Below are 26,848 nucleotides of genomic sequence, written 5' to 3' on the forward strand. Positions count from 1 at the left end.
AACCAGGATCTGCCCCGCGCTTCGTTTTCGTGTCTATCGCCCTGAGCGCTGAAGCATCAGACGACCATCCCGAGAAGCAGGATGAAGACCAGCCCCATGACCGAGATAATCGTCTCCAGCGCGGTCCAGGTCTTGAACGTCTCGGCCACGGTCATGTTGAAATACTGCTTCACCAGCCAGAAGCCGGCATCGTTGACATGGCTCAGGATGACCGAGCCGGCACCCGTCGCCAGCACGAGCAACTCGCGATTGACCCCCGGCACCAGCGAGACGACGGGCACGACGATGCCTGCGCCGGTAATGGTGGCCACGGTTGCCGAACCGGTGGCGATGCGGATGACGGCCGCCACCAGCCAGGCGAGAACGATCGGCGAAAGCTGGGCCTGAACCGCCATCTTCCCAATAATATCGCCCACGCCGCTGGCAATCAGCATTTGCTTGAAGCCGCCGCCGGCGCCGACGATCAGGATGATCGAGGCGACAGGCGCGAGGCTGTCGTTCAACAGCCCCAGCATGCGCTCCCGCGTCAGGCCCACCGAGACGCCGAAGGTGTAGAAGCCAAGCAGCAGCGACAGGAGCAGCGCTGTGATCGGGTGGCCGATCAGGTCCATCCACACGCGGATGACATGATGATCCGGCAGGGAAATATCGGCCAGCGCCTTCAGCAGCATGAGGAAGACAGGCAGAAGGATCGTCCCCATCGTCGCGCCGAAGCTCGGCAGATGCTCGGCCTCCCCCTCACGCACGAATTGCTGCATCAGCTCCGGCGAGGCCGTTCCGGGAATGTGGCGGGAGATGAAGGCCGCAAAGATCGGACCGGCGATCGCCGCCGTCGGCAGGCCAACGATCAGCCCGTAAAAGATCGTCTTGCCGATATCGGCGCCGAAGACGCTGATGGCAAGCAGGGGCCCGGGATGGGGCGGCACCAGGGCGTGGACCACCGAAAGCCCGGCCAACAGAGGCACGCCGACCTTGACGAGTGAAACGCCGGACCGGCGCGCAACAATATAGACCAGCGGCACCAGGAGCACGAAGCCGATCTCGAAGAACAGGGGCAGGCCGACGAGGAAGGCCGCCAGCATCATCGCCCAATGCACGCGCTCGCGCCCGAAGGTGCGGATCAGCGTCTGGGCAATCTGGTCCGCGCCGCCAGACTCGGCCATCAGCTTGCCGAGCATGGTGCCGAGCCCCAAGACTATGCCGACAAAGCCCAGCACATCGCCGAAGCCCGTCTGGAAAGATTTCATCACCGTTTCGGTGGCCATGCCCGATGTCAGGCCGAGAAAGCCCGCGGCAAGTGTAAGCGCAATAAAGGGATGCACCTTGAAGCGGGTGATCAGGACGATGAGTCCGATAATGGTCACTGCCGCATCGAGAAGCAGATAGGCCTCCCGTGAAAATCCGAGCATGAAATCCTCCCTCGATGACCGTCGTCGTAGATTGAACTTGGCGCAGCCGTCGCTTTCGTCAAAGCAAGCCGGTTAAATTGGTGCTGGATTGGCAAAGACAGCGCTATCTTTGCTAATCCAAATGAATGTCGTTGTGAACGAACAAAAGAGCCCGCTTCACAACTAACAAACGCAAAGACAGGTCCGTTCGCCGTCCGAAGGCGGCTTCAAACCAATGCGCGCGCCGCGCTCATCGCTTCGGCTCCCTCCTGTGGGGTCTCCGCCAGCGCCTGCAGCCAGTTTTCCGTGTGGCGAACGATCGCGTCGATCGGCGCGGTGGCATCGACGGTCAGGACGGCGGGCTCGTCAGAAGGCCGCTCCAGCGCCGCAAACTGGCTGTCGATCAGGCTGGCCGGCATGAAGTGATCGGGACGCGTGGCGACGCGCATGGCGGCGGCATCGCGGTCAAGATCGAGAAAGAGGAAGCCTATTCCGGGTCCGGCGCGGCGCAGGACGGTACGGTAACGTGCCTTGAGCGCCGAGCAGGCGAGAACCGGCAGGCCCCCCTGCCCGATCTCGGCCGTCATCAGCCCCGACAAGCGATCGAGCCAGCCGGCCCGGTCATCATCGGTCAGAGGCTGGCCGAGCGTCATCTTGCGCAGATTGGCTTCCGGATGGAAGGCATCGCCTTCGATGAGCCGCCCGCCGATCTGCTGCGCGACGGCTGCGGCCACGCTGCTCTTGCCGCAGCCGGAAACCCCCATGACCACCAGACCCGATATCCTCATTTTTTCCTCCCACGCCAGAGATAGCGCTGTCTCAAATCTACCGAGAAATGCCTCCGGTCAGCCTCCGCGACACGGGCGACCGCATCAAACCCTGCCAAAATTCGCTCTTGCGAAAACAGCCTTCCCTCCGGCCGTTTCCTCACCTCAGGCGCTGTGCGTGGCCTCCTTGACCAAGCCAAGCCTCAGCCGTCGATAGCGTGCGCCGGCGCCTCTTTGGCCAAATTTTCCGTGCATCCTCCGCACAAGATAGCGCTATCCTTAACTCTGCGTGCTACACTGCGCAAGTGGGGGATCGACAGCATGGCCAAAACACGAAACAGGGCAACGGGCTTACCGACGCTCGCCGAGGTCGCGGAGCGTGCAGGCGTTTCGCCGATCACCGCATCGCGCGCCTTGCGCTCGGTGCCGACGGTGGATCCGGATCTGGTCGATCGGGTGCGCCAGGCGGCGCGCAGCCTCGGCTATGTGCCAAACCCAGCGGCCCGCACGCTGGCCTCGGCGCGCAGCCGCACGGTAGTGGTCTTGATTCCGGCCCTGTCGAACCATCTCTTCATCGAAATGTTCGAGGCGATCGAGACAGTGCTGCGCGCCCGCGGTTTTGAGCCGCTGCTTGGCCATTATCAATATGATGCGCTGGAAGAGGAGCGGCTGATCCGCACCTTCCTCACCTATCAGCCCTGCGGCCTGCTGCTAACCGGCTTCGACCAGACACCGGCAGCCACCCGGCTTCTGACCGATTGCGGCCTGCCGCGCGTGCATATGATGGAGCTGGGCGAGGAGACGGAGATACCCTCGGTTGGTTTCTCGCAGGATGAGGCCGGCACCGCCGTGGCCTGGCACCTGATCTCGCGCGGCCGCCGACGCTTTGCCTTTCTGGGCGCGCAGCTCGACCGGCGGGTGCTGCAGCGACGCGATGGCTTTCAGCGCGCGCTGTTGGAAGCGGGCATGCAGCCGGCAGTAGAGTTCCTGTCCCCGGACCCCTCCTCCATTGCGCTGGGATGCCAGCAATTCCGCAGCCTGCGGCGCGATTATCCCGATATCGATGCCATTTTCTTCTGCAATGACGATTTGGCCTTCGGCGCCTCCTTCGAGGCGGCGCGGATGGGCGTGCCTGTTCCCCGGCAGATTGCCTTTGTCGGCTTCAACGACCTGCCGGGCGCAAACGAGCTTGTGCCGCGCCTGACCTCCGTGCGCACCCCGCGCGCAGAAATCGGCCGCGTCGCCGCGCGCCGGCTTCTGGCGCTGCTGGACGGGGAAACGCTGTCGCAACCCGCGCTCGACATCGGCTTCGAGCTGATGCCGCGCCAAAGCAGCTGACCCCGCTTCCCCCTCTTGCGTCCCTATGTGCCGTGCTCCTTATAGGATATGCCGGCCGGTGCGGCGCAGGGCCGAAACGGCTCTGGCACTTGGAGCGCATGGCAGGCACCATCACAAGGCTGGGATAAGCCTGCCCGACGATGCTGCGCAGCCGAGGCAGCGCGGCCGGGCAGCCGCCCTCTCCGCTCGCGCATCGCGATCTGCCGGGAAGTCTGAAAGCCATGCTGATCCACCAGGGCGCCGCCCGCAACGAGCGCATCAATGTCTATCTGGCCTGCTGGCTGGCGGGAATCGCCGGCGCGCTGAATGCCGCCGCCTTCTATGCCGTCGGTTTTTTCGCCGCCAACATGACCGGCAATGTCTCCGCCCTCTCGGACCATCTGGCCACGCGCCAGACCATGGCGAGCCTGTTCTACCTCGCCATCGTGCTGACCTTCATCCTCGGCGCCACGGTCTCCTCTCTGATCATCAACGTCGGCCGCCGGCGCGGCATCAACGGCATCTATGCCTATTGCATCCTGATCGAGGCCTTTCTCTTGCTTCCCCTCGGCGTGGCCGATCTCTGGATGGTGGCGGCCTGGCGCAGCACCCTGCTGATCCTCGGCCTGGCCTTTCTGATGGGCCTGCAGAACGCCACGGTCACGCGAATTTCCGATGCGCGGGTGCGCACCACCCATGTTTCGGGCATGGCCACGGATATCGGCATCGAGCTCGGCGTGGCGATCGACATCATCAGGGGCAAGGACGGCATGGGCGACCCGGCCGACAACATGTCCAAACTGCGCCTGCACGCCTATACGATCCTCGCCTTCCTCGCGGGCGGGCTGATTGGCGTGCTGGTCTATGCCCGGGCCGGCGGGCTGCTGATGCTCATCACCGGCGCCCTGTTGCTGGCGCTCTCCCTGACCACCCTGCACCGCGCCCGCCGCGCCGACCGCTCCACCGGCACGCGAAGAGGATGACCGCGCCGCCGTGCAAAGCTTGATGAGTCGCGGCTGGCGAAGGCGCCGATTTCCTCGCCGCTCCCGTCGATGCGCACCAGCAGCCCCGTCGTGATCTCGCGGCACCAGGCCTCGTCCAGCACCGGCTTTGCCCTCATGCGCTTGTTGTAACTGCCGCTCGCCTCATTCTCTCGGTCCGGCAAGCCGGCATGACGGCCGAGAATGGCATAGGCGTTACCTCCGTTATTCCCTTGTCCGCCAGCTGCGCAATCTGACAGACAACCTGCGGTCCGGCAGCCGAGTGAGCGACGGACGGAGCCAGCTGACGGACATAGGCCTGAAATCGCGCATGATACTGTCAAAGATCATGAAAAGGCCCGCCGACAAAATCTTAACTGCGCAATCCGAGCGCATTTCCAAACTCTTCCGCGAGCCGGAAACGTTCATGCAGGTGATCGATCAGCGCCTGCCAGTCGCTTTGATCTTTCAGCGCCCGCTGTGGCCATAGAAACACAAGGATGCTCCCCAGGGAGACCTCTCTCATGAACGAAAAAAGCTTCTCTTCTTTCTCCTTTCACGGATGCGAAGCAATTCACGGCACTGCAGACCTGCAACTTATGAATGTCTTTTCCCACCACTCCTCTTGAAACCTGACACACTCCCGCCGCGGAGGAATTGCGCCCACCGCAAGCCGGATACGCCAGCTCCCCCCTCGCCTGCGCCAGGCTCAGCCCTAGCTGTTGAAAGAAGAAGCCGATCCGAAGTGCCGGGCAAAGGCGCGGGGGATCGCCAGTGAGGGGGAATATCATGCGCCATCGTCCGTCGCTTGCCGCGGCTCTTCTGCTGCCGGTCGCTTTCGTTCTGACAGGCGCCGGCCTGCCGGAGAACGGGCCTCTACCCCCCGGCAAACCGGTGGTCTCAGGCACCCGGGAGCCGGCGCCCGATCCGGCTGAGGTTCCAAAACCCGTTGAGAAACCGGCAGACGCATCCGCCGCACCGGCGCCCGCTAAGGGCGCGGATGCGCCTGCCAGGCCGACGCCCAAGCCGGACATGCCGGCCGATGGCGCTGCGGACACGGGCAAGGCGAAGGACGGAAAGCCGGCAGCAGAGAAGGGGCAAAAGGACGAGGGACAACAGGACAAGGCTGCACCGGAAGGTCCAGGTCGGCCTGCGCCGGGAACGGACAAGGCCGGGCAGAGCGGCTTGGAGAAAGAGCAGGAGGGAGCCGCGGCGCAGACACCCGATGCAGCCCCGGCGCTGACGATCGCCCCCGAACCGCCCGAAGCCCATGCCCAATGCATCAAGGATCTCACCGCCATCGGGGCGCGGTTCGAGGAGCGCGGGCGGATCGATGACGGAAAGGGCTGCGGCATCGACAAGCCGATTTCGCTGACCGCGATCCTGCCGGGCGTGGAGGTGGCGCCGGCGGCGACCCTGCGCTGCGAGGCGGCGTTGGAGCTGGCCCGCTGGGTGAAGGACTCGGTGCTGCCCGCCGCCAAGGTTGCCATGGCAGAGGACGGCGCGCTGACCCGGATCAATCAGGCATCGAGCTATGTCTGCCGCCTGCGCAACAATGCGGCGACCGGCAAGATCTCCGAGCATGCGCGCGGCAATGCGATCGACATCGCCTCCTTCACCTTCCGCAACGGTCAGACCATCGCCATTCAGCCGCGCGACGAGGACGGAACGCTGACAGGCGCCTTTCAGCGCGCTGTCACGGCGACAGGCTGCCTCTATTTCGAGACGGTGCTCGACCCCGGCAGCGACGAGGCGCATGAGGACCACCTGCATCTCGACATTCTCCAGCGCAAGGCAGACTATCGCTATTGCCGCTGATGCGCGCCTATTCCCACCGACCCGAAATGCAGCCTCTGCGAGTTCACCGCCTTTTAAGCCTCGTCTGTCACGTTTGGCGTACATTTTGGAATCCGGCGGGGAGCGCCGGCGGGAGCCATGGCATGATCGATCGTTTGATGTCGCGTATCCGGATACAGACAAAGGTTCTGGTTCTCGTCACGCCTTTCGTTCTCAGCATTGCCGCCGTCGGGCTGACGGGCCTTTATATTTCCGGCCAGTTGCAGGGCCGGATGGAAATTTCCAACGGTATCATGCAGGCGCTGACCGGCTTCAAGCAGGTCTATTCCGGCATGTCGCGCTTCCTGATCCAGCCTTCGACGGAAACGCATCAGGCCGCCCGTGCGGCGCTGGAGGCGCAGATCGCCGATCTCAAGCACATGGCCAACACTATGCGGGCCGAAACGGATGTGGCGCCACTGGACGATGTCGCCGCGCAGTCGGATGCGCTCTTTGCCAACATCGACCGTCTCTGGAGCCTACATCAGGACCGCGAGGCCGCGACGGGCGACGTGAATGCCCGCCTGGATGCGCTCCAAGCCATTCAGGCAGCCGTGGGCAAGCAGGCCTTCGCGCTTCTCGGCGCAGCCAAGCAGGTGGAGAAGAAGGCCAAGACCGGGCTGCGCTCGGCGCTGGCCATCGCCACCCTGTCCGATCAGAGCGAGGCGCTGGCAACCGCAGCCATGATGCTGCCGCGCGCGGAAGACCAGATCAAGGCGATCGCCGCTGGCCTGCCGGGCGTGCAGGAGGCGCTGACGCAGGCGCAGGACAGCATCGCCGGCGACAAGCCGGCGCCGCTTGCCCGCCTGGAAGCCTCGCTTGCCACGCTCGCGCGCGCCGTTGATGCCTTCAAGGCGGACCCGTCGGCCCCGCACGACGTGGCGGACGCGGCAGCCGAAACGCGGATGGCGGCGCGCGCCGTCAAGGATCTAGCCAACGACACGCTGCGCAAGTCGGTCGGCGATCTCGCGGCGGCGGAAGCCCAGATCGCCAAGGCCGATATCGTCGGCAACAAGCTGCGCGGCATCGTCGGCAATGGCAACCAGCTCCGCGTGCTCTTTGCCGAACTCGGCGCCAAGCCGAGCGAAGCCAATGCGAAGCTCATCGAACAGGCGCTCTACAGCTATGGTCAGGCCCTGTCGGGCCTCGCGTCCGCCCTTCCCGGCGAGAAGGCGATGGCGGAGATCCCCGCCCAGGCCAAGGATGCGCTGGCCGCGCTTTCGGCGCAGGCGCTGGCGATCGTCGACCTCGTGACCAAGCGACAGGCCGAATTCACCGTGGCAGGCGGCAAGATCGACCAGCTCTGGGGCATGCTCTCGCAATTTGCCGAGAGCCAGAAGCAGAGCGCCGGCGCGGAGCGCGTCCAGGCCAATTCCATTTCCGTCGGCGCCATGGTTGCCGGCATGCTGATCGCCATGCTGGCCGGCGCCATTCTGGTGATGACGCTCAAGGGTCCGATCGCCCAGATCACCGCCACCATGCGGCGCTTGGCGGATGGCGCGCTGGACACGGACGTCACCGGCGAGGCGCGCTCCGACGAGATCGGCGACATGGCCCGCGCGCTGTCGGTGTTCAAGCAGAGCGCCATCGTCAAGCTGTCGATGGAGGAGGAGGCCGAGCGCAGCCGCCGCCAGAGCGAGGCGGAACGCCAGCGCAACGAGGCCGAGCGCCAGGAAGCCGCCCGCCAGAGCGCATTCGTGGTGGAAACGCTGGCCGGCGCCCTGTCGCGCCTGTCGCGCGGCGATATCAGCTTCAGCATCGACACGCCCTTCGCCCCCCATCTCGACCGGCTGCGCCATGATTTCAACGCCTCCGTTGCGGGACTGCGGGAAACGTTGACCGAAGTCTCCGGCCTCACCGGCGCCATTCACGACAATGGCGTGCAGATGGCCGGCTCTGTCAACGACCTCGCCCGGCGCACGGAGCAGCAGGCGGCAGCGCTCGAGGAAACCTCGGCAACGCTCTCGGAAGCCTCCTCGCTGATCGGCGAAGCCGCCAGCCGCGCCCATGATGTGCGCGGCATCGTCCAGCAGGCACGGGAGAAAGCCGGTTCCTCCGCCGACACCGTGCGCAAGGCGGTGGACGCCATGTCCCGCATCCAGGAGGCCTCGCAGAAGATCGGCCAGATCATCTCGGTGATCGACGAAATCGCCTTCCAGACCAATCTTCTGGCGTTGAATGCCGGCGTCGAGGCCGCTCGTGCGGGCGAAGCCGGCAAGGGCTTCGCGGTGGTCGCGCAGGAAGTGCGCGAACTGGCGCAGCGCTCGGCCCAGGCCGCCAAGGAGATCGGCGAGCTGATCAGGCGCTCGTCCAGCGAAGTGGCCGCGGGCTCGCATTTCGTCCAGGATACGGGCACGGCCGTCACCGAGATCGCCGACCAGATCATCGCCATCGCCGGCCAGGTCGATCAGATGGCCGTGACCAGTCAGGACCAGTCCGGCTCGCTCGGCTCGATCACCTCCTCGGTCAACGCGCTCGACCAGATGACGCAGCAGAACGCCGCCATGGCCGAAGAAGCCAGCGCCGCCACGCAGCAGCTCGCCAGCGACATCACCGCGCTCAGCGATCTCCTGTCGCGCTTCCGCCTGGTCTCCGAAGAAAACCGGGGGCGCTGGGCGGCGTAACGCCTGCGCTTCAGCCAAGCCCGGTGAAGCGCAGCGCCCGGCCATCGGCGGCCACCACAACCTCCATGTCGCGGGCCAGCGCGTCGCGATCGTCCACGCCGCGCAGAAGCCGGCCGTTCAACGGATCGAAGCGGCCGGCGGCGATCTCGGCAATCAGGGCTGCGACGCGGTCGGGCGGGATGTTGATCCCTTCGGCGAACAGGCCGGGAAGATCGGGCAGATAGGTCTTGCCGGCCTGCGAGTTCAGCTGCAGCTCCGTCATCTGCGTGCGCACAAGGCCGGGATCCACCGCGAAGGCATAGACGGCCTTGTCGCGGATGGTGTCGTTGAGGCATTCGGTGAAGCGCATGATCGCGGCCTTGCTGGCAGCATAGCCGGACCCGTGCGGAAAGCTGTTGCCCGTGCCGCCGCCGACGAGATTGACGATCCGCCCGCCTCCCCGCGCCCGCATCAGCGGCGCCGCGATGCGGCAGGTGTTGAAGGTGCCGCGCAGGTTGATCTCGACATCGCCCCACCAGGTCTCGGGGTCGCATTCCCAGATCGGCCCGAAAGCGCGGAAGGCACCGTGATTGTTGACCAGGAGATCGATCGGTCCCAACACCTCTTCCACCCGGGCAAGCCCCTCCTCCACCCTTGCCCCATCGGTGACATCGAGCGCCAGCGGCAGAGCCTGGCCGCCCTCGCTCTCGATCAGCCGCGCGGTCTCAGCGATCTCGGCCTCCGACCGGGCAATCAAGGCAAGGCGCGCACCGCCGCGCGCCTGATGCAGGGCGATCTCCCGGCCGATGCCGCGGCCCGCGCCGGTGACCACGGCCACGGTGTTGTCCAAGGGCTTCATGTTTTCCTCCATCCCATGCAGGGTGAAGCCCAATCTATGGGAGCGCGCGGGGTTGGCCAGGGATAAAAATGCCCTTTGGCACGGGTCTGCTCCTTCGCAGCGAATGGAACAGCCAGGCTCTCCTCCAGCCTCTCCCACGATCACTGGCCGATGGTCCGCCGTCAGCCACTCAGTAGCCGCAGCTCTGGCATAGGCTGTCTCAAGGCTTTATCATCTCGGCCGAAGATGGCGCGGTTTGGCGACCGTCGCTGCAATCCGCATTGCGAACCCGGTTTTGCGCGGCGTGCTGAAACTGATGGGCGTGCGCCAGCGTATAGTCTTCACACAGCCTTTTGCCGGGCAGGCTGCCCGTCAATGGCTGCAAGTCCTTTCAGGCCGTGCTCACGAAGACTTGGCTTTGCGTCTTTGCGGCACGCGCCTATCGGTATCGTCGATCTGCCCACTCTTGCCCGCGCGCCCGCCAAGGAGCTTCCCATGCCGGCCTATCGTCCCCCGCATATTGCCTCGAAGGAGATCACGCCGAAATCGGCCTATCTGTCCCGGCGCAGCCTGATGGCGGCGAGCGCGGGCGGTGCTTTGGCCACGCTGTTCGGACCAGGCGCGGCGATGGCCGAGGCGCTGAAGGCCGTGCCCAGCCCCTACAAGGTGGATGACAAGCTCACGCCGAAGAAGGACGTGACCAGCTACAATAATTTCTACGAATTCGGCTTGGACAAGGCCGATCCCGCGGCGCTCTCGGGCGATTTCAAGCCGCGCCCGTGGACGGTCGTCGTCGATGGCATGGTCGCCAAGCCGCAGCGCTTCGATATCGATGCGCTGATCAAGGAATTTCCGGTGGAGGAGCGCGTCTATCGTATGCGCTGTGTCGAGGCCTGGTCCATGGTCATTCCCTGGGACGGTTTCCCGCTTGCCGCCCTGCTCGACAAGGTCGAGCCGCTCGGCTCCGCCAAATATGTCGCCTTCGAGACGGTGGTGCGCCCGGCCGAGATGCCGGGGCAGAAGGGCCTGTTCCAGTCCCTGCCCTGGCCCTATGTCGAGGGGCTGAGGCTCGACGAGGCGCGCCATCCGCTCACCCTTCTGGCAGTCGGCCTTTATGGCGAGACGCTGCCCAGCCAGAACGGCGCGCCGATCCGGCTTGTCGTTCCCTGGAAATACGGCTTCAAGGGCATCAAGTCGATCGTGCGCATCACGCTGACGGACAAGCAGCCGGTTAACACCTGGCAGGCGGCCAACCCGCAGGAATATGGCTTCTATGCCAATGTGAACCCGGCGGTGGATCATCCCCGCTGGAGCCAGGCGAGCGAGCGGCGGATCGGCGAAGGCGGCTTCTTCGGCGCCGGCCGGCATCCGACGCTGCCCTTTAACGGCTATGCCGATGAGGTGGCGAGCCTTTACAGCGGCATGGACCTGAAGGCGAATTTCTGATGGCGTCCGCGCAGATGAGCTTCATGAAGCGCTGGCAGCCACAGCTGATCTGGGTGCTTTATGGCGTCGGGCTGCTGCCGGCCGTCTGGGCCTTCTATCAGGGCGCCACCGGCGGGCTGGGGGCTGATCCCGTCAAGAGCTTCGAGCATCTGCTCGGGCTCTGGGCGTTGCGCTTCCTCATTCTCACCCTGGCGGTCACGCCGCTGCGCGAGCGTCTGCGCATCAATCTCCTGCCCTATCGCCGGGCTCTGGGGCTGCTCTGTTTCTATTATGCGGCCTTCCATCTGGCGGCCTATATGGTGCTCGATCAGGCGCTAGACCTCGCAGTGGTTCTGGAGGATGTGCTGAAGCGGCCCTTCATCATGTTCGGCATGGCTGCCTTCGTCATGCTGGTGCCGCTGGCCGTCACCTCCAACCGCGCCTCGATCCGCCGGCTCGGCCGCAACTGGATCCGGCTGCACCGGCTGATCTATCTCGCCGCCGCCGCCGCGCTGTTGCATTATGCGCTGTCGACCAAGGTGCTGACGCCGGAGCAATGGATCTATATCGGGCTGATCCTGGTGCTGCTGCTCTATCGCGGCGTGCGCCCACTCCTGCCCCGCCCCATGCCGGCGCGGTCGCGCGCCGGCTGAGCCACGCCGTCAAGCAGCCGCCTCGACATCCTTCACCGCCAGCGCCGCCAGCGCCAGAATGGCCTCGCGCGTGCGGGCGGCGGCAATGAAGCGGCCATTGTGGCAGAAGCTTGCGCCGGGCACGCCAGTCACCGCTTCCAGCTCCGCGCCGGTGCGTCCGGCCCAGGCGGCGGGCAGATCGGCGCGCAGCTCGAAGCCTTCATCGGTGCGGCGGATTCCGGTGAGACACCAGTCGGTCTCGCGCGGATGCACGACGAAAAGCAGCTGCTCGGCGCCGGCCTTGAGCACGGCCGAGCGGAACGGCATGCCCATAGGCAGCTCCAGCACCCGGCCCGCGCCGGCAGCCGTGATCGCCGCGAGAACCGTGGCCTCCGCCCGCAATTTCGCCGCCATGCCGCCGATGCGCGCCTCGACGAAGCTGCGGGCAATGGCCAACGCGCCGTGGAAGGCGATGGTGGTCGCCTCGGGATCGGGATCATCGAAGGGCGGCTTGAGGCTTTCCAGCAGCGCCGGCAGGGTGAGGCTGGCGAGAATGCCGGCCGTATCGGTCCCGACCGCGCCATTGTCGACGAGATCGATCGGCAGAACGAAGCCGGCGTCGAAGCTCGCATGCACCGTCTCGACCGCATCAGCCGGAATGCCCGAGGCGGCCAGATAGTCGCGGCCGTAATGCTTCCAGATCAGGCCGAAGGAGCTATAGGGCTGCCCATCCTCGCGCAGCGGCGCGCCGCGCTGGTGATGGTCGAACACCGTGCGCGCCGGATCATAGGCGCCGCCGACATCATAGATGATGCGGTCGTCAGCGGGCGTGATCCACTCCGGCGCGCGGCTGCGCACGATCTCAGCCTCGGGAAACAGCCGGGTAAGAACGACGCTGGACAGGAGTTCGTCCGCATGGAAACCGCCGGAATGCGTCACGAGATATTGCGGGGCCATGCCGATTCGATCCCTTCGTTGCGAAAATGACTGTTCGGCTGATATCTGCTTGAGACGATGATCTCAAGACACGGGATTTCAGGGCAGACCATCGCAGGATGGAGGATCTGAAGAGGGATTCGCGATTGCCAGGGAAGGAGACTTCATGAGCCAGACAGATCGCCGCTTCCATCGGCCGACCGGCGCCAGCGCCACGCTTGGTCGCACCGGCTTTCCGACCATCGTCTCCGCCACCGGTGGCAGGCTCGACATCAAGACCGGCGTCGAGGAAGCCGGGTTCAATCCGCTGGATCTTCTCTACGCGTCGCTCTCGGCCTGCCTCGCCATGAGCGCGCGCAGCGCGGCCGTCGAGCTCGGACTGCGCGATCGCCTGTCCGAAATCACCGTCGACGTGCGCGGCGTCAAGGCACCTGATGACCCCGCCCGCGTCACCCATTTTGAGATCGACATGCATCTGACGGGCGATCTCGATGCGCAAACAAAACAGGCCATCGCCCACAGGGCGGAGGAGAGCCTCTGCACCGTCAGCAACACCTTGAAGGGCACGCCCAGCTTCGGCCTCACGATCCGGGAGTGCTGAGGGGACTACCGCTGCATGGACCGGTTTACCGGTCAGCGCGCAGGCCGCAGCGTGATGCGCGTCAGCTCCGAGGCCGGGCCGAGCCGCAGGGCGAAACCCGGCCACAGCGCCGTGCCGTTGTTAACGTAGAGCTGCATGGCGCCCACCCGATAGAAGCCGGAGACGAACCCGTTATTGGCACGGGCGACGATGCGGTCGAGCCCCCAGACCATGCCGCCATGGGTATGGCCCGAGAGCTGCAGCGCTATGCCCTTTTTGGCGGAGCGCGCGGCATCCATCGGCTGATGGTCGAGCAGGATCACCGGTGCGCCGGCCGGCGCACCGGCAAGGGCGGCGCCAAGATCCGGCGGTGTCGCGCCGAAGCGGCCGGCGGAGCGGTCGGTCACGCCGGCGATGACGAGGGCCGCCTCACCGGGTCTGAGGACGATATGGCGGTTGAGGAGCGGGGTAAGCTTCAGCGCCTCGTACTGACGCATCCAGGCGGCGTAATCGAAGAAATATTCGTGATTGCCGGGAATGGCATAGACCCCGTCGCGCGCCTTAAGATCGGCGATCGGCGCGACATCGCGGGCGCGATGCGCCACGTCGCCATCGATCAGGTCTCCGGTCATGACGATCAGGTCGGCATCGAGCGCATTGGTGCGCTCCACCACCGCACGCGCCCATGTGGCCGGGAACAGGTTGCTGATATGCAGGTCGGTCAGTTGCACCAGACGGTAGCCGTCAAAGGCGGCGGGCAGGCCGAGGATCGCCACCTCGACATCCTTGAGCGGCGGCACCCGCAGCGCCTGCTGGACGCCATAGGCCGAAAGCACGACGGCCAGCATGCCGAGACCATAGCGCACCTGCGGCGGCACCAGCGGCAGCCGGCCCTTGAACAGGGCCAGCACAAGCGCCGTCAAATCCAGCGCGATCTGAAAGACCGCCAGCAGGATCGTCGCGGCCATGGCGAGATTGAAGGCGATGATCAGCGGGCGCGGCAACTCCGGCGCGAAGACCGAGCCGGAGGAGAGGCGGCTGATATAGTGATATTGCGAGGCGACCAGCAGGAGGAGCGCGATCAGCACCTTGATCGCAAGCGGCCAGGGCAAGGGCCAGAGGAAGCGGGTGGCGACGACGAGCCAGGGAAGACCGAACATCAGATGAAACATGGAGACTGCCTGCGGCCTTGCGGAACGGATCTGAAGCAATGTCCGGCCCGAGCGGAGCTGCTGCGGCCTTGGACAATGCGGCGAAAACAGGCCCGGGCTCTCGGTGGCGATCGCACCGGGCCAGCGGGATGCGGGGCGCAATGTAGGGACGCCGGGTGTGTTTGACAAAGTGCAGCCTCCGCCAAAGGCTGCATGAACATGCCGTTGCCGGCGCATCGGAGCGAAAAATGATCCTCGCGCCAATGCGAAAACACATACGCGAAGCGTCGAACTGCGGATGATTTTCAGTGCGATTTTTTCTGGCGGCGACGGCGGAAGAATGGCGCAGCGCAGGACCATGCACAGCATCATGCACCGGCAGGGTGGGAGGGTAAGCAGGCGATGGTGGCCTGAAACCCTTGAGATCGACGCGACCGCATCAGGCTGCGGTCGCCAAGGATTTGCGCGCGGTCAGAAGGACGGGCGCAGAATGGGCGCGCCGTCTTACTCGGCGGTGGCTTCCTGATCATGCGCTTCCGGAATAGGCGCCTCCGCCGGTTCGGCTGCGGCCTTGGCCGGGCGGCCGGGGCCCCGGCCGCTCTTGGCCGGCTTGGCGGCCTTGCCGGATGTCTTGCCTTGCGCAGCGGTCTTGCGGGCCTTGGGGGCCGGCTTCGTCTCGGCCTCGGGCGCGTCCGTGACGGTGTCGCCTTCGACGGATGCGGCCTGCGCCGCATCGCTGCCGGCGCCGCGACGGCCGAGGCCCATGCGCTTGGCGGTCTCGCGGCGCAGTTCGGAATAGGCGGGAGCGACGACGGGATAATCGGCCGGCAAGCCGTAGCGCGCGCGATAATCGGCCGGGGTCAGGCCATTGCGGGCCAAATGCTGCTTCATCGCCCGGTAGGGCTTGCCGTCTATGAGGCTGATGATGACATCGCGCGATGCCAGGCTTTCCTCAACCGAGACGGCCGGACGATAAACCGGCGGCTCGGGCGGTGCGGGCGCGGCCGCCGGCTCTTCCACAGGCGCGGCGGCCGGGGTGGGCGTCGGCTCGGACGGATCGGCCGAGAGCGCGGCGCGTGTGGCGCGCACGAGCGCCGGCAGTTCCTGCGGCGACACGGTGTTGCCGGTCAGATAGACACTGAGCAGTTGCACCGTCAGGTTCGCATAATCAGGTTGCTCAAGGGCGGCCATGTCGATTCCTTCTCTGCTCGTCACCTGTCAAGTTTTTTACCGAAGCATCTGGGATCGTCCAAAGTCAAGTCAATGCTCGGAAGTATTTTCATTTCGGTCATTTGATACTCATGCCGAGATTTTACTTTCGAAGAGCGTCGCACCCTCTGGTTGATCGGACAGAGCGGGCAAAAGGGATCATCGGCTTTTTTCGATCAACATCGCAGGCGAAATAAAGGCGGACATCGCGGGAAACGAGGCAGAAAGACCGCGGCGCGCTTGACCGATACGCTAAAATTCTTCGCAATTCCGCAGCCAGTCAGACGCACGCGGAACTTGTCGTGCTGCAAGGCGGCGCAAGAAATACTGGCGATCGGCCCATCGAATTCCAGGAAAAGTATTTCTGTCCAGAGACAAGTTCTGCGCGAGATACGGCATTGGCGGGTAGCGATGCCCCGCCGCAGATTTCCTAACTCAGATCGACTGGATAAGATGCACGGGTCAGATGAAAGAGCGGATAGCGAGCCCCTCGGCTTCGAACCGCATCCGGATCGTGCGGGCAATGGCGACGGCCTCGGGATTGTCGCCATGGACGCAGATCGACTGGGCGTCCAATTGGATGGTGCTGCCGTCGATGGCCGTCAGCGTGCCCTCGCGCACGAGCTGAACCATGCGCGCGGCGATAAGATCGGCATCCTCGAGCACGGCGCCGGGCTCGCGGCGCGAAACGAGATGGCCTGTCGGCAGATAGGCCCGGTCGGCAAAGGCTTCGGCGACGGTGGCAAGCCCTGCCGCGCGCGCCTGCGCGAGGATCGGCGCCTGGGCAAGTCCCATCAGCGTCAGCGTCGGATCGACGGCCAGGATCGCCTCGACCACCGCACGCGCCTGGACGGCATCGGCGGCGATGCGGTTGTAGAGCGCGCCGTGCGGCTTGACATAACTGACCGTTCCACCGGCGGCCGTCGCCAGACCCTTGAGCGCACCGATCTGATAGATGACATCGGCCACCAGCGCCGCATGACCCACCTCCATGTCGCGCCGTCCGAAGCCGACCCGGTCGGGATAGGAGACATGGGCGCCAATCGCCACGCCCTTTTGCACCGCCGCCTGCACCGTGCGGAGGATCCCCTGGGGATCGCCGGCATGAAAGCCGCAGGCAATATTGGCGCTGGAAACGATCGAAAGCATGGCGCTATCGTCGCCCATGGTCCAGGCGCCGTAGCTTTCGCCGAGGTCGCTGTTGAGATCGATCGCCATCATCCGCGCTTGCCTTCCTTGCCCGACGGCGCAAGGTCTTTGCCCCTGTGCCTGCTCATGTCCGCGCCTATGCTGGCGGGGTCGGCCACAGCTGTCGAGCGGAAAGCATCGCCGGCCCCGTTTTCAGTCAGAGCGGGCGCCGCTTTTCGCTCGGGTCCAGCGCCGCGATCGATCGGATGGCGATGCGGCGTCCGCGAGCGGACCGCTGCAAGTCTCACAGTCTGTTCAAGACTTGCTGTTGGCCTGACGAAAATGGTGATTTCGAGAACCGGAGCGCAGCGTACGTAAGGTCCGTGAGCACCGGAAGCGCAGAAATTGCCATTTGCAGGCGGCCAACGGCGATGATTGGACAGACTGTCAGAATTCCTCCCAGCTGTCGGCCTTCACCGCCGCATTGCCGGCGAAGGACGCCTGTAGCTTTCCAACCAGACGGCGGGCCGGCGAGGCGGCGGGCGCGGCCGGTGCGTGGGAACGAGACACCGGGGAAACAGGCGCGGGGGAAACGGATGCGGGGCGCGTCGTGCGCTCCGGGGCGGGCGCGGGCGCCCGGGCGCTGGTCTCGAAGCGGCCGACGAGGCTGAAGAGCGATTCCGCCTCGCGCGCCAGCGAATGGCTGGCGGCGGTGGACTGCTCCACCATGGCGGCATTCTGCTGGGTGTTCTGATCCATCTGCGAAACGGCCAGGTTGATTTCCTTCACGCCGGTCGCCTGCTCGCGCGAGGCCTCGACGATCGAGAGCACATTGACACTGACCTGCTTGACCTGATCGACGATGTGGCTGAGCGCCCGGCCGGTTTCGCCGACGAGATCGACGCCATTCTTCACATGGCCGCCCGATTTGGCGATCAGCGCCTTGATATCCTTGGCAGCGCTGGCCGAGCGCTGGGCAAGCTCGCGCACCTCCTGCGCCACCACGGCGAAGCCCTTGCCGGCCTCGCCGGCGCGCGCGGCTTCCACGCCCGCATTCAGGGCCAGAAGGTTGGTCTGGAAGGCGATTTCGTCGATGACGCCGACAATGCTGGAGATTTCGCCGGACGAGGATTCGATGGCCTGCATGGCATGAATGGCGCTGTGGACGACGAGTCCAGACTTTTCGGCGCTGTCGCGCGTGGCCTCCACCAGGCGTCCCGCCTCTTCCGCGCGCCGGGTGGTATCGGCAACGGTTGTGGTGATCTCCTCGAGCGCGGCGGCGGTCTGCTCGACCGAGGCGGCCTGATGTTCGGTGCGCTTGGCGAGGTCGTCGGCGGCGGAGCGGATCTCGTTGGAGCCGGCCGCAATCGCCCGGGCATTGCCACCGACTTCGGTCATGGCCGCATCGAGCCGCTCGATCGCAGCGTTGAAATCGACACGGATACGGTCAAGCCGGGCGGCAAAGGCCGGATCGATCCGGTGGCCAAGCCGGCCATCGGCCAGCGCGCCGAGACCTTCCGCAAGCTGATCGACGGCAAACTGCACCTCGGCGGCGTCAGCGGCCTGGCGCGCATCGCGCTCGCTGCGCTCACGCTCGGACAGCGAGCGGTTGGCCGCGGCTTCCGCCTCCAGGCGCTGGCGCTCCTCGGCATTGCCTTTGAATACCGCGACACTGCGAACCATATCGCCGATCTCGCTGCGATCGGCCTGGACATCGAGGGTGACGTCCGACCGGCCGGAGGCCAGCGCCCGCATGGCGCCAACGATGCGGCCGACAGGGCGGGTGATGGAGCCGATCACCCTGCCCACCAGAACGATCAGAAGCATGAAGATCCCCAGCGAGATCCCGAGCGTGACATAGAGGAACCGGCGTTCGCCGGCAGCCGTGTTCGTGGCGAATTGCGCAAGCTCCGCGCCGGCGATGTCCTCGACACCTTTGAGCGCATTGATGCGGTCGGTCGCGGCCTTGTAAAACTCCTCACCTGTTACATCCGCCAGCGAGCCGCCGAAGGGCTGCTTCACGGCGATCTCGCGCAGGGCGTCGATCTTCTTGCCAGCCTCGCCCTTCAAAGCCGCATCCAGCGCCATGATGGCGTCAGGCGCTGCATTATGTCGGAAGGTCGCGAAGTGAACGGATTGCATCGCGCCCAGGCGAACGAACTTCTGGTAGGCTTCGGGCGCGAACTGTCCGGCGGCAAAGGCGGCCGTGCCCACCGAACGCTCCTGGCCCGCGCGTTCCTTGCCCTGAAGCAGTGCGGAGAAGGCCAGCGTCCGGTTCGAGATCTGGCTATGGGTGGCGATCTCGCCCATGACATCGATGGTGGCGATCGCGCTGGCGATCGTCTCGTTGAAGTATGTCGCCGCCTCCGGCACGCCGATCTTGAGGGAGGAGACGTCCTGACGCATCGCGGCAAGCGACTGGAGCCGGCCCTGCACCGCGCGGGCGAGATCCTTCAGCCTGGCGTCACCGGCCTGCGCATCCCCCGTCAGGTCCAGTGCCGTGTAGCGGGCGATCGCAGCATCGACGACCAGGCGCTGCTTCTCAAGAAGCGGCCCGAAGTCTCCCTGACCCTTGGCGCCGATGAAGCCGGAGGATGCGCCGCGCTCCTTCTGGATCTCATGAACCATCGTGCCGATGACCGGGGCGAAGGCGGCGATCTCAGCCACCTGCTCCGCCTCCTGCGCCGATTGCAGAAGACCGACATTCTTGTCGATCACGACACCCAGAAGCAGGACCGTCGGGATCGCCGCGACCATGAGGATGCGGCTGCCGATCTTGAGATTGCTGAGCATGCGATCACTACTCCGGTATGTCCCCCGCTTGCCGCCAGGCAACCATCAGACCGAAACCATTATTTTCGACAGGACTTGTAGGAGAGAAGCATTGAAGCTTTATGAATATGAATATTTTTTAGTCATAAAGAGAACAATATCGGCCAATTTGATCAAAATTAGTGCAGAATGCTTCCGCTGCCCTTGCCTTTGGTCGGGAGAGACCTAGCGAAGAGAGGCGCCACTGAGCCCGGCAATCAGGGATCAGTCGGCGATGAAAAGGGGGTGAGCCCATGGGTTGCAAGCGTGGGTCGCCATGAAGGAGATGGGGCTGGAAGCCCGTTGGCAACGAGGTAAGAGCGTGTCGCCATCTTTAAGAACCGCTTCATATGCTTTAAGTCCGTGTGCAGTGGGACTTGCGATCGCAAAACCGGCTCCCGCCTTCGCGCGGCATTCTCTGTGTGAAAACACAGTCGCTGCCCCAGGTAAGATCGGAGGTTTCATGCTCGATCGTCGCGCCTTTCTGCTGACGGGCCTTCTGGCCGCCCCGGCTCTGGTCGGCCGCGCCTGGGCGGCCGAGACCGCCTATCCTCTCTGGCCATCGACGCCGCCCGGGGCGGGCGGCCCGAGCGGTGCGCCCGAGATCAGCGCCCGCGGCGCGATCACCAATGTCGCCCGGCCCTTCATCACAGCGTTGCGCCCGGGAAAAGCCAATGGCGCGGCCATGCTGATTGCGGCCGGCGGCGGCTATAAGCGCATCGAAAATGCCAAGGAAGCCATGCCGGCGGCGCGCTGGCTGGTCGCGCAGGGTATCACCGCCTTCATCCTGACCTACCGCCTGCCGCGCGAAGGCTGGTCCGAGCCGCCGGTGGCCCCGCTTCAGGACGCACAGCGCGCGCTGCGGCTGATCCGGGCGATGGCGCCGAGCCAGGACATCGATCCCGACCGCCTGGGCGCGCTCGGTTTTTCCGCCGGCGGCCATCTGATGGGCATGCTCGCAACCCGCGCCGCAGCGCCGCTTTATCCGCAGGCGGACCCGGCCGATGCGCTGCCGGCCCGCCCGGCCGTGCTCGCACTGGCCTATCCCATCATCACGATGGAGCCGCCCTATGACGACACCTCGGCGCGCCGCAGCCTGATCGGCCGCCATCCTTCCGCGCGCCAAAGCCGGGAATGGTCGGTCGAGACCCATGTCCGCGCCACCTGTCCCGCGACCTTCCTGGCCCAGGCGGCAGACGACCCGATCGCCGATCCCGCCCACAGCGCGATCATGGCTGATGCCTGCCGCAAAGCCGGCGTGCCCGTTGAGCGGCATCTGTTTTCCGCCGGCGGCCATGGGTTCGCCATGGGCCGGCCGGGAACCCCGACCACCCAATGGCCGGAGATGCTGGCTGACTGGCTGGCAAGACAGGGCTTCAGCCGGGGCTGATCTCTTTCGGAGCGCGCTGCGGACCAGGCGGTGACGGGACGCCGGAGAAAAACAGGGCATAGGACGCCCATGAAAAGTCCTGCACCAGATCGCGTCGCCCCTGAAGCCAGCCTTGCAAAGTGATCGAAAAGGCTTATGTTGAACGTTGGAGATTGTTTACCTGCAGGACATGCTTGATATAGCCGGAATTTCCGGGGCCTGGAATGTTCTGTGATTTTTTACTGTGCGATATCGTGAAGAGACGACATGCCCAATTCCGGGCACGAAATAATTCTGCGCAGATAAATTCGATAGTTTTTCAAAAACTCTCTGATGCCTTCAATATTTTCTGAGGCGCCATAGCCGACGCCTTCGCAGGAAATCAGCGGCCACCGCCAGGGCGCAGCTGCTTCAGGCTTCACCGCCCTGGCCCAACGAAAGGAGGACATCATGTCTTCCGATGTCTATTCTGCCCGACTGTCGCGCAATCTGGTCCGATCGAGCGCATCGACCTACAAAGACAATGTCAATCGCCGAACCGGCGCCGGCATCCCATCGCGAAGCGCGGAGGGGGATCTGTCAGTCTTCCGTTTCTCCGCATTCCCGGATTTCAATCTGGAGCACCGTGCTGTCTGCAGCCTTCGGTCGCGTGCCGCCGGGGACGATAGGCCCCGCCTCGCCCGCCCGATCGTGCGGTTTCTGGCAGGCGCGCTTCGGCCTGCTTTTCTCACCCTGCGCCCTCTTTAGAGCATGTCGCCAGAAGTGGCCGCCGGTCTCATGATCACGCCATGCGGCAGGACAAGCCCCTAAAAGCGCGCGACGCGAAGATGAAAAATCGCGGCGCGCTTTAGCAATCAACAACAGACCGAGCAGCACCAGCAAGGAGACATCCATGGCAAAGGGTCAGATCAAGGGAAACCGCGAGGCGCGCAAGCCGAAGAAAGAAAAGAGCGCGGCTTCGCCGCCGCCAGCACTGGGCGCGCAGGTGAAGCTTTCCGGAGCGCCCGCGGCGGGCGGATCGAAAAAGAAATAAAGCATCAGACTGACAAGCCGGAACCGGTCTTCAGACAAATCTGATGCCAGAGCGAACAGAGAGAACATCGGGTTGCGAAGGATTTCCAGCCCGATGACCGCGCGGTTGCGCGATGACAACAAGGGGTGGGCAAATGACGATGCGTGAAGGCGGCAAGCAACGAGAGAAGAGGTCCCTGGATACAGCGGACGTCGATCATACGGGACCCGCGGGCCTCTATATCGGCAGAAAGCTCAAGGGCAGCAGCGGCATCCGTTATCGACGATTTTCCACCGTCACGGAAGCGCTGCGCTTTGCGATCGAAGAGATGCCCGCCTCGCAATTGCGGGGCTCATGTCTTGAAGTCGAGGAACAGCGCTTCAACGGAGCGCAGATCCGCAGCCTTTATGACGCCGGCCAGATCCCGCGCCTGCGCCAGCCGTTTTGACAGGGCAAGCCCGTTGACAGGCTGGGCGTGCTGAGATGAAATGCAACGCGTGAACAATGAGCCGGCGTATTTCAACCAAAAGCCGCCGCCGGAGCATTGCGTTCTGCATCACCGCAAAGCGCGCGATAGTGTGCGTTTGCCCGCTACAGGAACCGCTTCGCGCGCGTATTTCGGCAGAGGCGAAGTCAGGATAATTGCATTGCGCCCGCAGAACGATCGCTGCGGACCGCATGAAAAACGGCCGACGTTTCCGGAGCATAGGACTGGCCATCGCCACCAGTCCGACGTTCTGAATTTTCGTTTCTGAACCGGATTTTGCGGCAAGCGCTTGCCGGTTTTCTGTCCGAAGCTTTTTCAAGAACTGGATATCAATGAAGATTCGCGCAGGCTTCCAGCTGGATTACGAGTGTCAGCATGACACGCCGATGTTGCTCACCTTGAACATCCACCCGTCGCGGCGGGGCGATCTGCTGAGCGACCAGACGCTGACATTCAGCCGGCCGATCGAGGCCTGGGGCTATACGGATGTGTTCGGCAATGCGTGCAGCCGCGTGGTGCTGCCGCCCGGGCTGACCACCCTGTCCACCGAATTTGAAATCTATGATAGCGGACTGCCCGATCCATGGCCGGAAGATGCCGTCCAGCACAACATTCAGAATCTGCCCGATGATGTCCTGGTCTTCCTGCTCGGCAGTCGCTATTGCGACAGCGATCGGCTTGCCGATTTTGCCTGGAAGACGTTTTCGCATGTCCCCTCCGGTTGGCCGCGCGTCAAGGCGATCCTCGATTTCACCCATCACCAGATCGCCTTCGACTATATGAAGGCTGATTCGACGCGCACGGCCTTCGGCGGCTTTACCGAGAGGGTCGGCGTCTGCCGCGATTATGCGCATCTGGCCATCACGCTCTGCCGCTGCATGAACATTCCCGCCCGCTATTGCACCGGCTATCTCGGCGATATCGGCGTGCCCGCAGATCCGAACCCGATGGATTTCAGCGCCTGGTTTCAGGTCTATCTCAGCGGCCGCTGGTATACGGCAGATGCCCGGCACAACCATCCGCGCATCGGCCGCATCCTGATGGCGACGGGCCGTGATGCCACCGATGTCGCGCTGACCACGGCCTTCGGACCGGCTCTGCTCACCCGCTTCGTGGTGCTGACCGAAGAGTTCAGCTGAGCGCGGCAGGTCCCGCACGACGCCCCCCGTCCCTTTCGTGTCGGAGCGGCGAACGGAGGATCTCCGGGCGGAAAATCGATCGCTTGCCACGCGCGCCTCAGGCCTCCGGCATGTCGAGATAGCTGCGCGGCGAGCGGCCGAGGACGCGGCGAAACATGGTGGAGAAGGCGGCAATATTCTCATAGCCCGCATCCAGCGCCACGGTCGTCACCGGCTCGCCCGCCGCCAGGCGCGGCAGCGCGGCAAACAGGCAGGCCTGCTGGCGCCAGGTAACGAAGCTGACGCCGGTCTCCGCGCGAAACAGCCGGGTAAAGGTCCGCCGGCCGATGCCGAGCGCGCGCGCCCAGTCGTCGATTCCGGCATTGGCGCTGGGCGCATCCAGAAACTGCCGGCATAGCCGGGCCAGCCGTGCATCCGTGGGAAAAGGCAGGCCCAGCGGACGCTCGGCAAATTGCCTGAGCTCGTCCAGCAGAAGCTCGCTCACCAGCTCCAGCCGCCGGCGGCGCTCGGGTTGCCAATCCCCCTTCACCAGCTCCGCGATCAGGTTGCGGCCAAGCGGAGTGACCTCGAGCACGCGGGCGCGCTCGGCCGTGTCGGCCACATAGATCGAATGCATCTCCACATCGGTCACCACCTCGACCTGATGCGCGACGCCGCCGGGAATGAACAGCGCGTGATCGCCCGGCAGCATCCAGCGGCGATCATCCGTGCTGACCAGCACCACGCCGCGCCGCGCAAACCACAGCTGTGCGCGCTTATGCGCATGGCGCGGCACCTTGAAGCCTGCGGGATAGATCCGCTCGAGCGCGAGGATCGGCTCGTTTGCCTGCTCGATCCAGCGAAGCCCCTGCTCATGCAGGTGAAGGTTGCGGACCTGATCTTCGGCTGTGACATGAAGAATGCGCATTTGGCCCACTCGCGAAAGAATTCGACCACAACACAAAAGCGGGCCTGCCACAAGTGGGCTATCAGGGCGGCACGCACGCCAAGCAGCGCCGAGAGGGCTGGAAGAAACGGCAGAGCTGGGAGGAACGGAGGATCAAACATCCGTCATCGCCAAGAGCGATGGGCGGCGTTTTCCTGCCACATTGTCCCGGCCGCGCCGGCCTTCCTGGCGTCTGCCCCTTGAGGGCAGGCATCGGCGCGCGCAGGCCGGGCGGCCGCAGGCTCGCCGGGCGGGCCTGTTATTGCTGTATCTGCCGCCGTCTTGCCGCCAGGGTGAAAAAGCCGGGACCGGACGGAATTTTAGAGGGAAACGAGGGATGGCCAGCATCACCGCCACAGGACACCAGATCGAGCGGACGACCTTCTCGATCATCTTCGCCGCCAGCTTCTGCCACATGCTCAACGACATCATGCAGTCGCTGCTGACCTCGCTCTATCCGCTGCTGAAGGAAAACTACGCGCTCGACTTCCTGCATATCGGGCTGCTCACCTTCGCCTTTCAGGTCACGGCCTCGCTCTTGCAGCCCGCCGTCGGCATCGTCACGGATCGCTGGCCCATGCCCTTCTCGCTGCCGGCGGCAATGCTGTCCACCTGTGCGGGGCTGATCATTTTGGCCTTTGCCGGGCATTTTTCGGTGCTCGTGCTCGGCGCCTGCCTGATCGGCATCGGCTCGGCCATCTTCCACCCGGAAGCCTCGCGGGTGGCGCGGCTCGCCTCCGGCGGGCGTCATGGCCTGGCGCAGTCCTTCTTCCAGGTCGGCGGCAATACCGGCACGGCAATCGGCCCGCTGCTCGCCGCCTTCATCGTCATTCCCTATGGCCAGGGAGTGTTGAGCTGGTTCTCGCTGATCGCGCTTCTGGGCTTCTGCGTGCTTTCAGGCGTCAGCACCTGGTATGCCCGCCACCGCCGCAGCGCCGCCGGCCGCCCTGCGCCCAGCCGCGCGCTGCCGCTGCCGGCCGCGCAGGTGCGCTGGACGCTGCTGATCCTGATCGTGCTCACCGCCACGAAGAATGCCTATCTCGCCAGCCTCTCCAGCTATTTCACCTTCTACGCCATCCACAAGTTCGGCGTGGACGTGCAGCAGGCGCAGCTGATGCTGTTCCTGTTCCTCGGCGCCTCGGCCGCCGGCGTGTTCTTCGGCGGCCCGATCGGCGATCGCTTCGGTTCGCGCGCCGTCATCTGGTTCTCGATCCTCGGCGTCATTCCCTTCGCCCTGATGCTTCCCTATGCCAACCTGTTCTGGACCTCGGTTCTGGTCGTGGTCATCGGCTTCATCTTCTCCTCCGCCTTTTCGGCGATCGTCGTCTTCGCACAGGAGCTGGTGCCTGGCCGTGTCGGGCTGATCGCCGGACTGTTCTTCGGCTTCGCCTTCGGTTTCGGCGGCATCGGCGCCGCCGTGCTCGGCGTCTTCGCCGACCGGCAGGGGATCGAATTCGTCTACAGCGTCTGCTCCTATATGCCGCTGCTCGGCCTGCTGACGATCCTCCTGCCGCGCCTGCCCAGCCATAAGCGCCGATAGGGTCCGGCGGAAAGTCCGCCCGGTCAGGATTGGCCGGCCGGACGGGAACCAGGGTGGACAAGGAGGATTGGAAAGCAGGGAGACTGCCGTCAGGCCATCCCGTTCTGCGAAGAAATGCCTTGGAGCACTGGTCGACCCGATGGAATCAGTGCGGTGCTCCAAGCCTTTTTATGTGAAGCATCATCTGATCGATCCTCGTTTCACTCGGACCGGATTTTGCTTTAGGACCAGGGCCAATCCACAGCCTGTCCTATCCGAAAGAGCCAGCATGTCCCCCGCCTTCTATGCCGATACCATCGCCGATCTGCGCCGGCTGTTCACCGAGATCGACCGCGCGCCCGAGACGGTCCAGACTTGCGCGCTGCGCTTCGAGCTGGCGGCGGCGGACGCCCTGGTGGTCTATGAGACCACGCGGCGCAAGGGGCTGACGGACAGCCTGTTCTATGGCCGGCCGGCGGGCGCCGAGGCCCAGCAGACGATCCCACAGGTCGCCGCCTTCGCCGCGATCGACCGCTTCCTCGCGCTCGGACAGTTCCTGGCGCTGACCGGCGAGGGAGAGGCAGGAAAACCGCTGGATAAGCGCTATCCGCATTGCGCCGTCAGCATCACCTATCGCAGGAAGGGCCAGCCGAAGGCCCGCGCCATGCGCATGGTCTTCATCGGCTTCAACGACGATGCCGATGCGCTGGCCTATGGCGAAGGCGCGGACGATGGGGCGCTGGTCATTCGCCGGCCGCATGTGACTGCCAAAGCCTTCGAGTGGATGTGAGGCCGG

General features: G+C 64.8%; 24 protein-coding genes. 13 read left to right on the forward strand and 11 right to left on the reverse strand.

What is annotated here, in order from left to right; genetic code table 11:
- Positions 1-56: 56 nt before the first annotated feature.
- Positions 57-1,409, reverse strand: a complete 1,353-nt coding sequence (locus BJF92_RS21145; protein WP_075636738.1) for a GntP family permease — start codon at positions 1,407-1,409, stop codon at positions 57-59.
- A 206-nt stretch (positions 1,410-1,615) separates the two neighbouring features.
- The gene (locus BJF92_RS21150; RefSeq protein WP_075636739.1) at positions 1,616-2,176 is read right to left on the reverse strand and encodes a gluconokinase; all 561 of its coding nucleotides are present in this window, start codon (positions 2,174-2,176) and stop codon (positions 1,616-1,618) included.
- Positions 2,177-2,476: 300 nt separating this feature from the next.
- Here BJF92_RS21150 and gntR point away from each other — a divergent pair, with 300 nt between their 5' ends.
- The 4 genes from gntR to BJF92_RS21170 all read left to right on the forward strand — a co-directional run bounded on the left by gntR (position 2,477) and on the right by BJF92_RS21170 (position 8,912).
- Positions 2,477-3,493, forward strand: coding sequence for an HTH-type transcriptional regulator GntR (gntR, locus tag BJF92_RS21155; protein WP_075636740.1), 1,017 nt, complete (start codon positions 2,477-2,479; stop codon positions 3,491-3,493).
- A gap of 221 nt (positions 3,494-3,714) precedes the next feature.
- Positions 3,715-4,455, forward strand: coding sequence for a YoaK family protein (locus BJF92_RS21160; RefSeq protein WP_075637002.1), 741 nt, complete (start codon positions 3,715-3,717; stop codon positions 4,453-4,455).
- A 786-nt stretch (positions 4,456-5,241) separates the two neighbouring features.
- A complete protein-coding gene (locus BJF92_RS21165; RefSeq protein WP_075636741.1) occupies positions 5,242-6,270 on the forward strand; it encodes an extensin-like domain-containing protein in 1,029 nt (342 codons plus the stop codon).
- A gap of 122 nt (positions 6,271-6,392) precedes the next feature.
- Positions 6,393-8,912, forward strand: coding sequence for a methyl-accepting chemotaxis protein (locus BJF92_RS21170; protein ID WP_075636742.1), 2,520 nt, complete (start codon positions 6,393-6,395; stop codon positions 8,910-8,912).
- Positions 8,913-8,922: 10 nt separating this feature from the next.
- On the opposite strand, the gene BJF92_RS21175 is transcribed toward BJF92_RS21170, so the two are convergent.
- Entirely contained in the window at positions 8,923-9,750 is an 828-nt protein-coding gene (locus BJF92_RS21175) for an SDR family NAD(P)-dependent oxidoreductase (protein WP_075636743.1), read from the reverse strand.
- A gap of 474 nt (positions 9,751-10,224) precedes the next feature.
- On the opposite strand from BJF92_RS21175, the gene msrP reads away from it, so the two are divergent.
- Positions 10,225-11,175: a protein-methionine-sulfoxide reductase catalytic subunit MsrP gene (gene msrP / locus BJF92_RS21180; RefSeq protein ID WP_075636744.1), complete on the forward strand. Its 951-nt coding sequence runs from the start codon at positions 10,225-10,227 to the stop codon at positions 11,173-11,175.
- Positions 11,175-11,807, forward strand: a complete 633-nt coding sequence (msrQ, locus tag BJF92_RS21185; protein ID WP_075636745.1) for a protein-methionine-sulfoxide reductase heme-binding subunit MsrQ — start codon at positions 11,175-11,177, stop codon at positions 11,805-11,807. The genes msrP and msrQ overlap by 1 nt, the downstream gene beginning before the upstream one ends.
- A 9-nt stretch (positions 11,808-11,816) precedes the next feature.
- Here the strand turns inward: msrQ and BJF92_RS21190 are convergent, their stop codons facing one another.
- A complete protein-coding gene (locus tag BJF92_RS21190) occupies positions 11,817-12,743 on the reverse strand; it encodes an MYG1 family protein (RefSeq protein WP_075636746.1) in 927 nt (308 codons plus the stop codon).
- A gap of 145 nt (positions 12,744-12,888) precedes the next feature.
- Here BJF92_RS21190 and BJF92_RS21195 point away from each other — a divergent pair, with 145 nt between their 5' ends.
- Positions 12,889-13,323, forward strand: a complete 435-nt coding sequence (locus BJF92_RS21195; RefSeq protein ID WP_075636747.1) for an OsmC family protein — start codon at positions 12,889-12,891, stop codon at positions 13,321-13,323.
- 32 nt (positions 13,324-13,355) lie between these two features.
- Here the strand turns inward: BJF92_RS21195 and BJF92_RS21200 are convergent, their stop codons facing one another.
- The 4 genes from BJF92_RS21200 to BJF92_RS26285 all read right to left on the reverse strand — a co-directional run bounded on the left by BJF92_RS21200 (position 13,356) and on the right by BJF92_RS26285 (position 19,583).
- A complete protein-coding gene (locus BJF92_RS21200) occupies positions 13,356-14,474 on the reverse strand; it encodes a metallophosphoesterase (protein ID WP_075636748.1) in 1,119 nt (372 codons plus the stop codon).
- A gap of 483 nt (positions 14,475-14,957) precedes the next feature.
- A complete protein-coding gene (locus BJF92_RS21205; RefSeq protein WP_075636749.1) occupies positions 14,958-15,644 on the reverse strand; it encodes a Ros/MucR family transcriptional regulator in 687 nt (228 codons plus the stop codon).
- Positions 15,645-16,124: 480 nt separating this feature from the next.
- Positions 16,125-16,883 (reverse strand): LamB/YcsF family protein, encoded by a 759-nt coding sequence (locus BJF92_RS21210; RefSeq protein WP_075636750.1) that lies wholly within the window; start codon positions 16,881-16,883, stop codon positions 16,125-16,127.
- Positions 16,884-17,237: 354 nt separating this feature from the next.
- The gene (locus BJF92_RS26285; RefSeq protein ID WP_075636751.1) at positions 17,238-19,583 is read right to left on the reverse strand and encodes a methyl-accepting chemotaxis protein; all 2,346 of its coding nucleotides are present in this window, start codon (positions 19,581-19,583) and stop codon (positions 17,238-17,240) included.
- Positions 19,584-20,064: 481 nt separating this feature from the next.
- Between BJF92_RS26285 and BJF92_RS21220 the strand changes: the two genes are divergently transcribed.
- Positions 20,065-20,991 (forward strand): alpha/beta hydrolase, encoded by a 927-nt coding sequence (locus BJF92_RS21220; RefSeq protein ID WP_075636752.1) that lies wholly within the window; start codon positions 20,065-20,067, stop codon positions 20,989-20,991.
- A gap of 218 nt (positions 20,992-21,209) precedes the next feature.
- Here BJF92_RS21220 and BJF92_RS25360 read toward each other — a convergent pair whose 3' ends face one another.
- Both BJF92_RS25360 and BJF92_RS25365 read right to left on the reverse strand, forming a co-directional pair.
- Complete coding sequence (locus tag BJF92_RS25360) at positions 21,210-21,422, reverse strand: hypothetical protein (RefSeq protein ID WP_139790562.1); 213 nt, start codon at positions 21,420-21,422, stop codon at positions 21,210-21,212.
- A gap of 127 nt (positions 21,423-21,549) precedes the next feature.
- Complete coding sequence (locus BJF92_RS25365) at positions 21,550-21,852, reverse strand: hypothetical protein (protein ID WP_143524141.1); 303 nt, start codon at positions 21,850-21,852, stop codon at positions 21,550-21,552.
- Positions 21,853-21,862: 10 nt separating this feature from the next.
- On the opposite strand from BJF92_RS25365, the gene BJF92_RS25835 reads away from it, so the two are divergent.
- From BJF92_RS25835 to BJF92_RS21235, 3 genes are all read left to right on the forward strand, one after another.
- Positions 21,863-22,003, forward strand: a complete 141-nt coding sequence (locus BJF92_RS25835; RefSeq protein WP_176218652.1) for a hypothetical protein — start codon at positions 21,863-21,865, stop codon at positions 22,001-22,003.
- Between the two features lie 133 nt (positions 22,004-22,136).
- Positions 22,137-22,430, forward strand: coding sequence for a hypothetical protein (locus BJF92_RS21230; RefSeq protein WP_245294851.1), 294 nt, complete (start codon positions 22,137-22,139; stop codon positions 22,428-22,430).
- A 371-nt stretch (positions 22,431-22,801) separates the two neighbouring features.
- Positions 22,802-23,608, forward strand: a complete 807-nt coding sequence (locus BJF92_RS21235) for a transglutaminase-like domain-containing protein (protein ID WP_075636754.1) — start codon at positions 22,802-22,804, stop codon at positions 23,606-23,608.
- Positions 23,609-23,705: 97 nt separating this feature from the next.
- Here the strand turns inward: BJF92_RS21235 and BJF92_RS21240 are convergent, their stop codons facing one another.
- On the reverse strand, positions 23,706-24,515 hold the full coding sequence (locus BJF92_RS21240) for an AraC family transcriptional regulator (protein WP_075637004.1): 810 nt from the start codon (positions 24,513-24,515) through the stop codon (positions 23,706-23,708).
- A 355-nt stretch (positions 24,516-24,870) separates the two neighbouring features.
- On the opposite strand from BJF92_RS21240, the gene BJF92_RS21245 reads away from it, so the two are divergent.
- Both BJF92_RS21245 and BJF92_RS21250 read left to right on the forward strand, forming a co-directional pair.
- The gene (locus BJF92_RS21245) at positions 24,871-26,073 is read left to right on the forward strand and encodes an MFS transporter (RefSeq protein WP_075636755.1); all 1,203 of its coding nucleotides are present in this window, start codon (positions 24,871-24,873) and stop codon (positions 26,071-26,073) included.
- Between the two features lie 268 nt (positions 26,074-26,341).
- Entirely contained in the window at positions 26,342-26,842 is a 501-nt protein-coding gene (locus tag BJF92_RS21250) for a hypothetical protein (RefSeq protein WP_075636756.1), read from the forward strand.
- Positions 26,843-26,848: the final 6 nt, after the last annotated feature.

Source organism: Xaviernesmea rhizosphaerae (genome assembly GCF_001938945.1).
Taxonomy (GTDB): Bacteria; Pseudomonadota; Alphaproteobacteria; order Rhizobiales; family Rhizobiaceae; genus Xaviernesmea; species Xaviernesmea rhizosphaerae.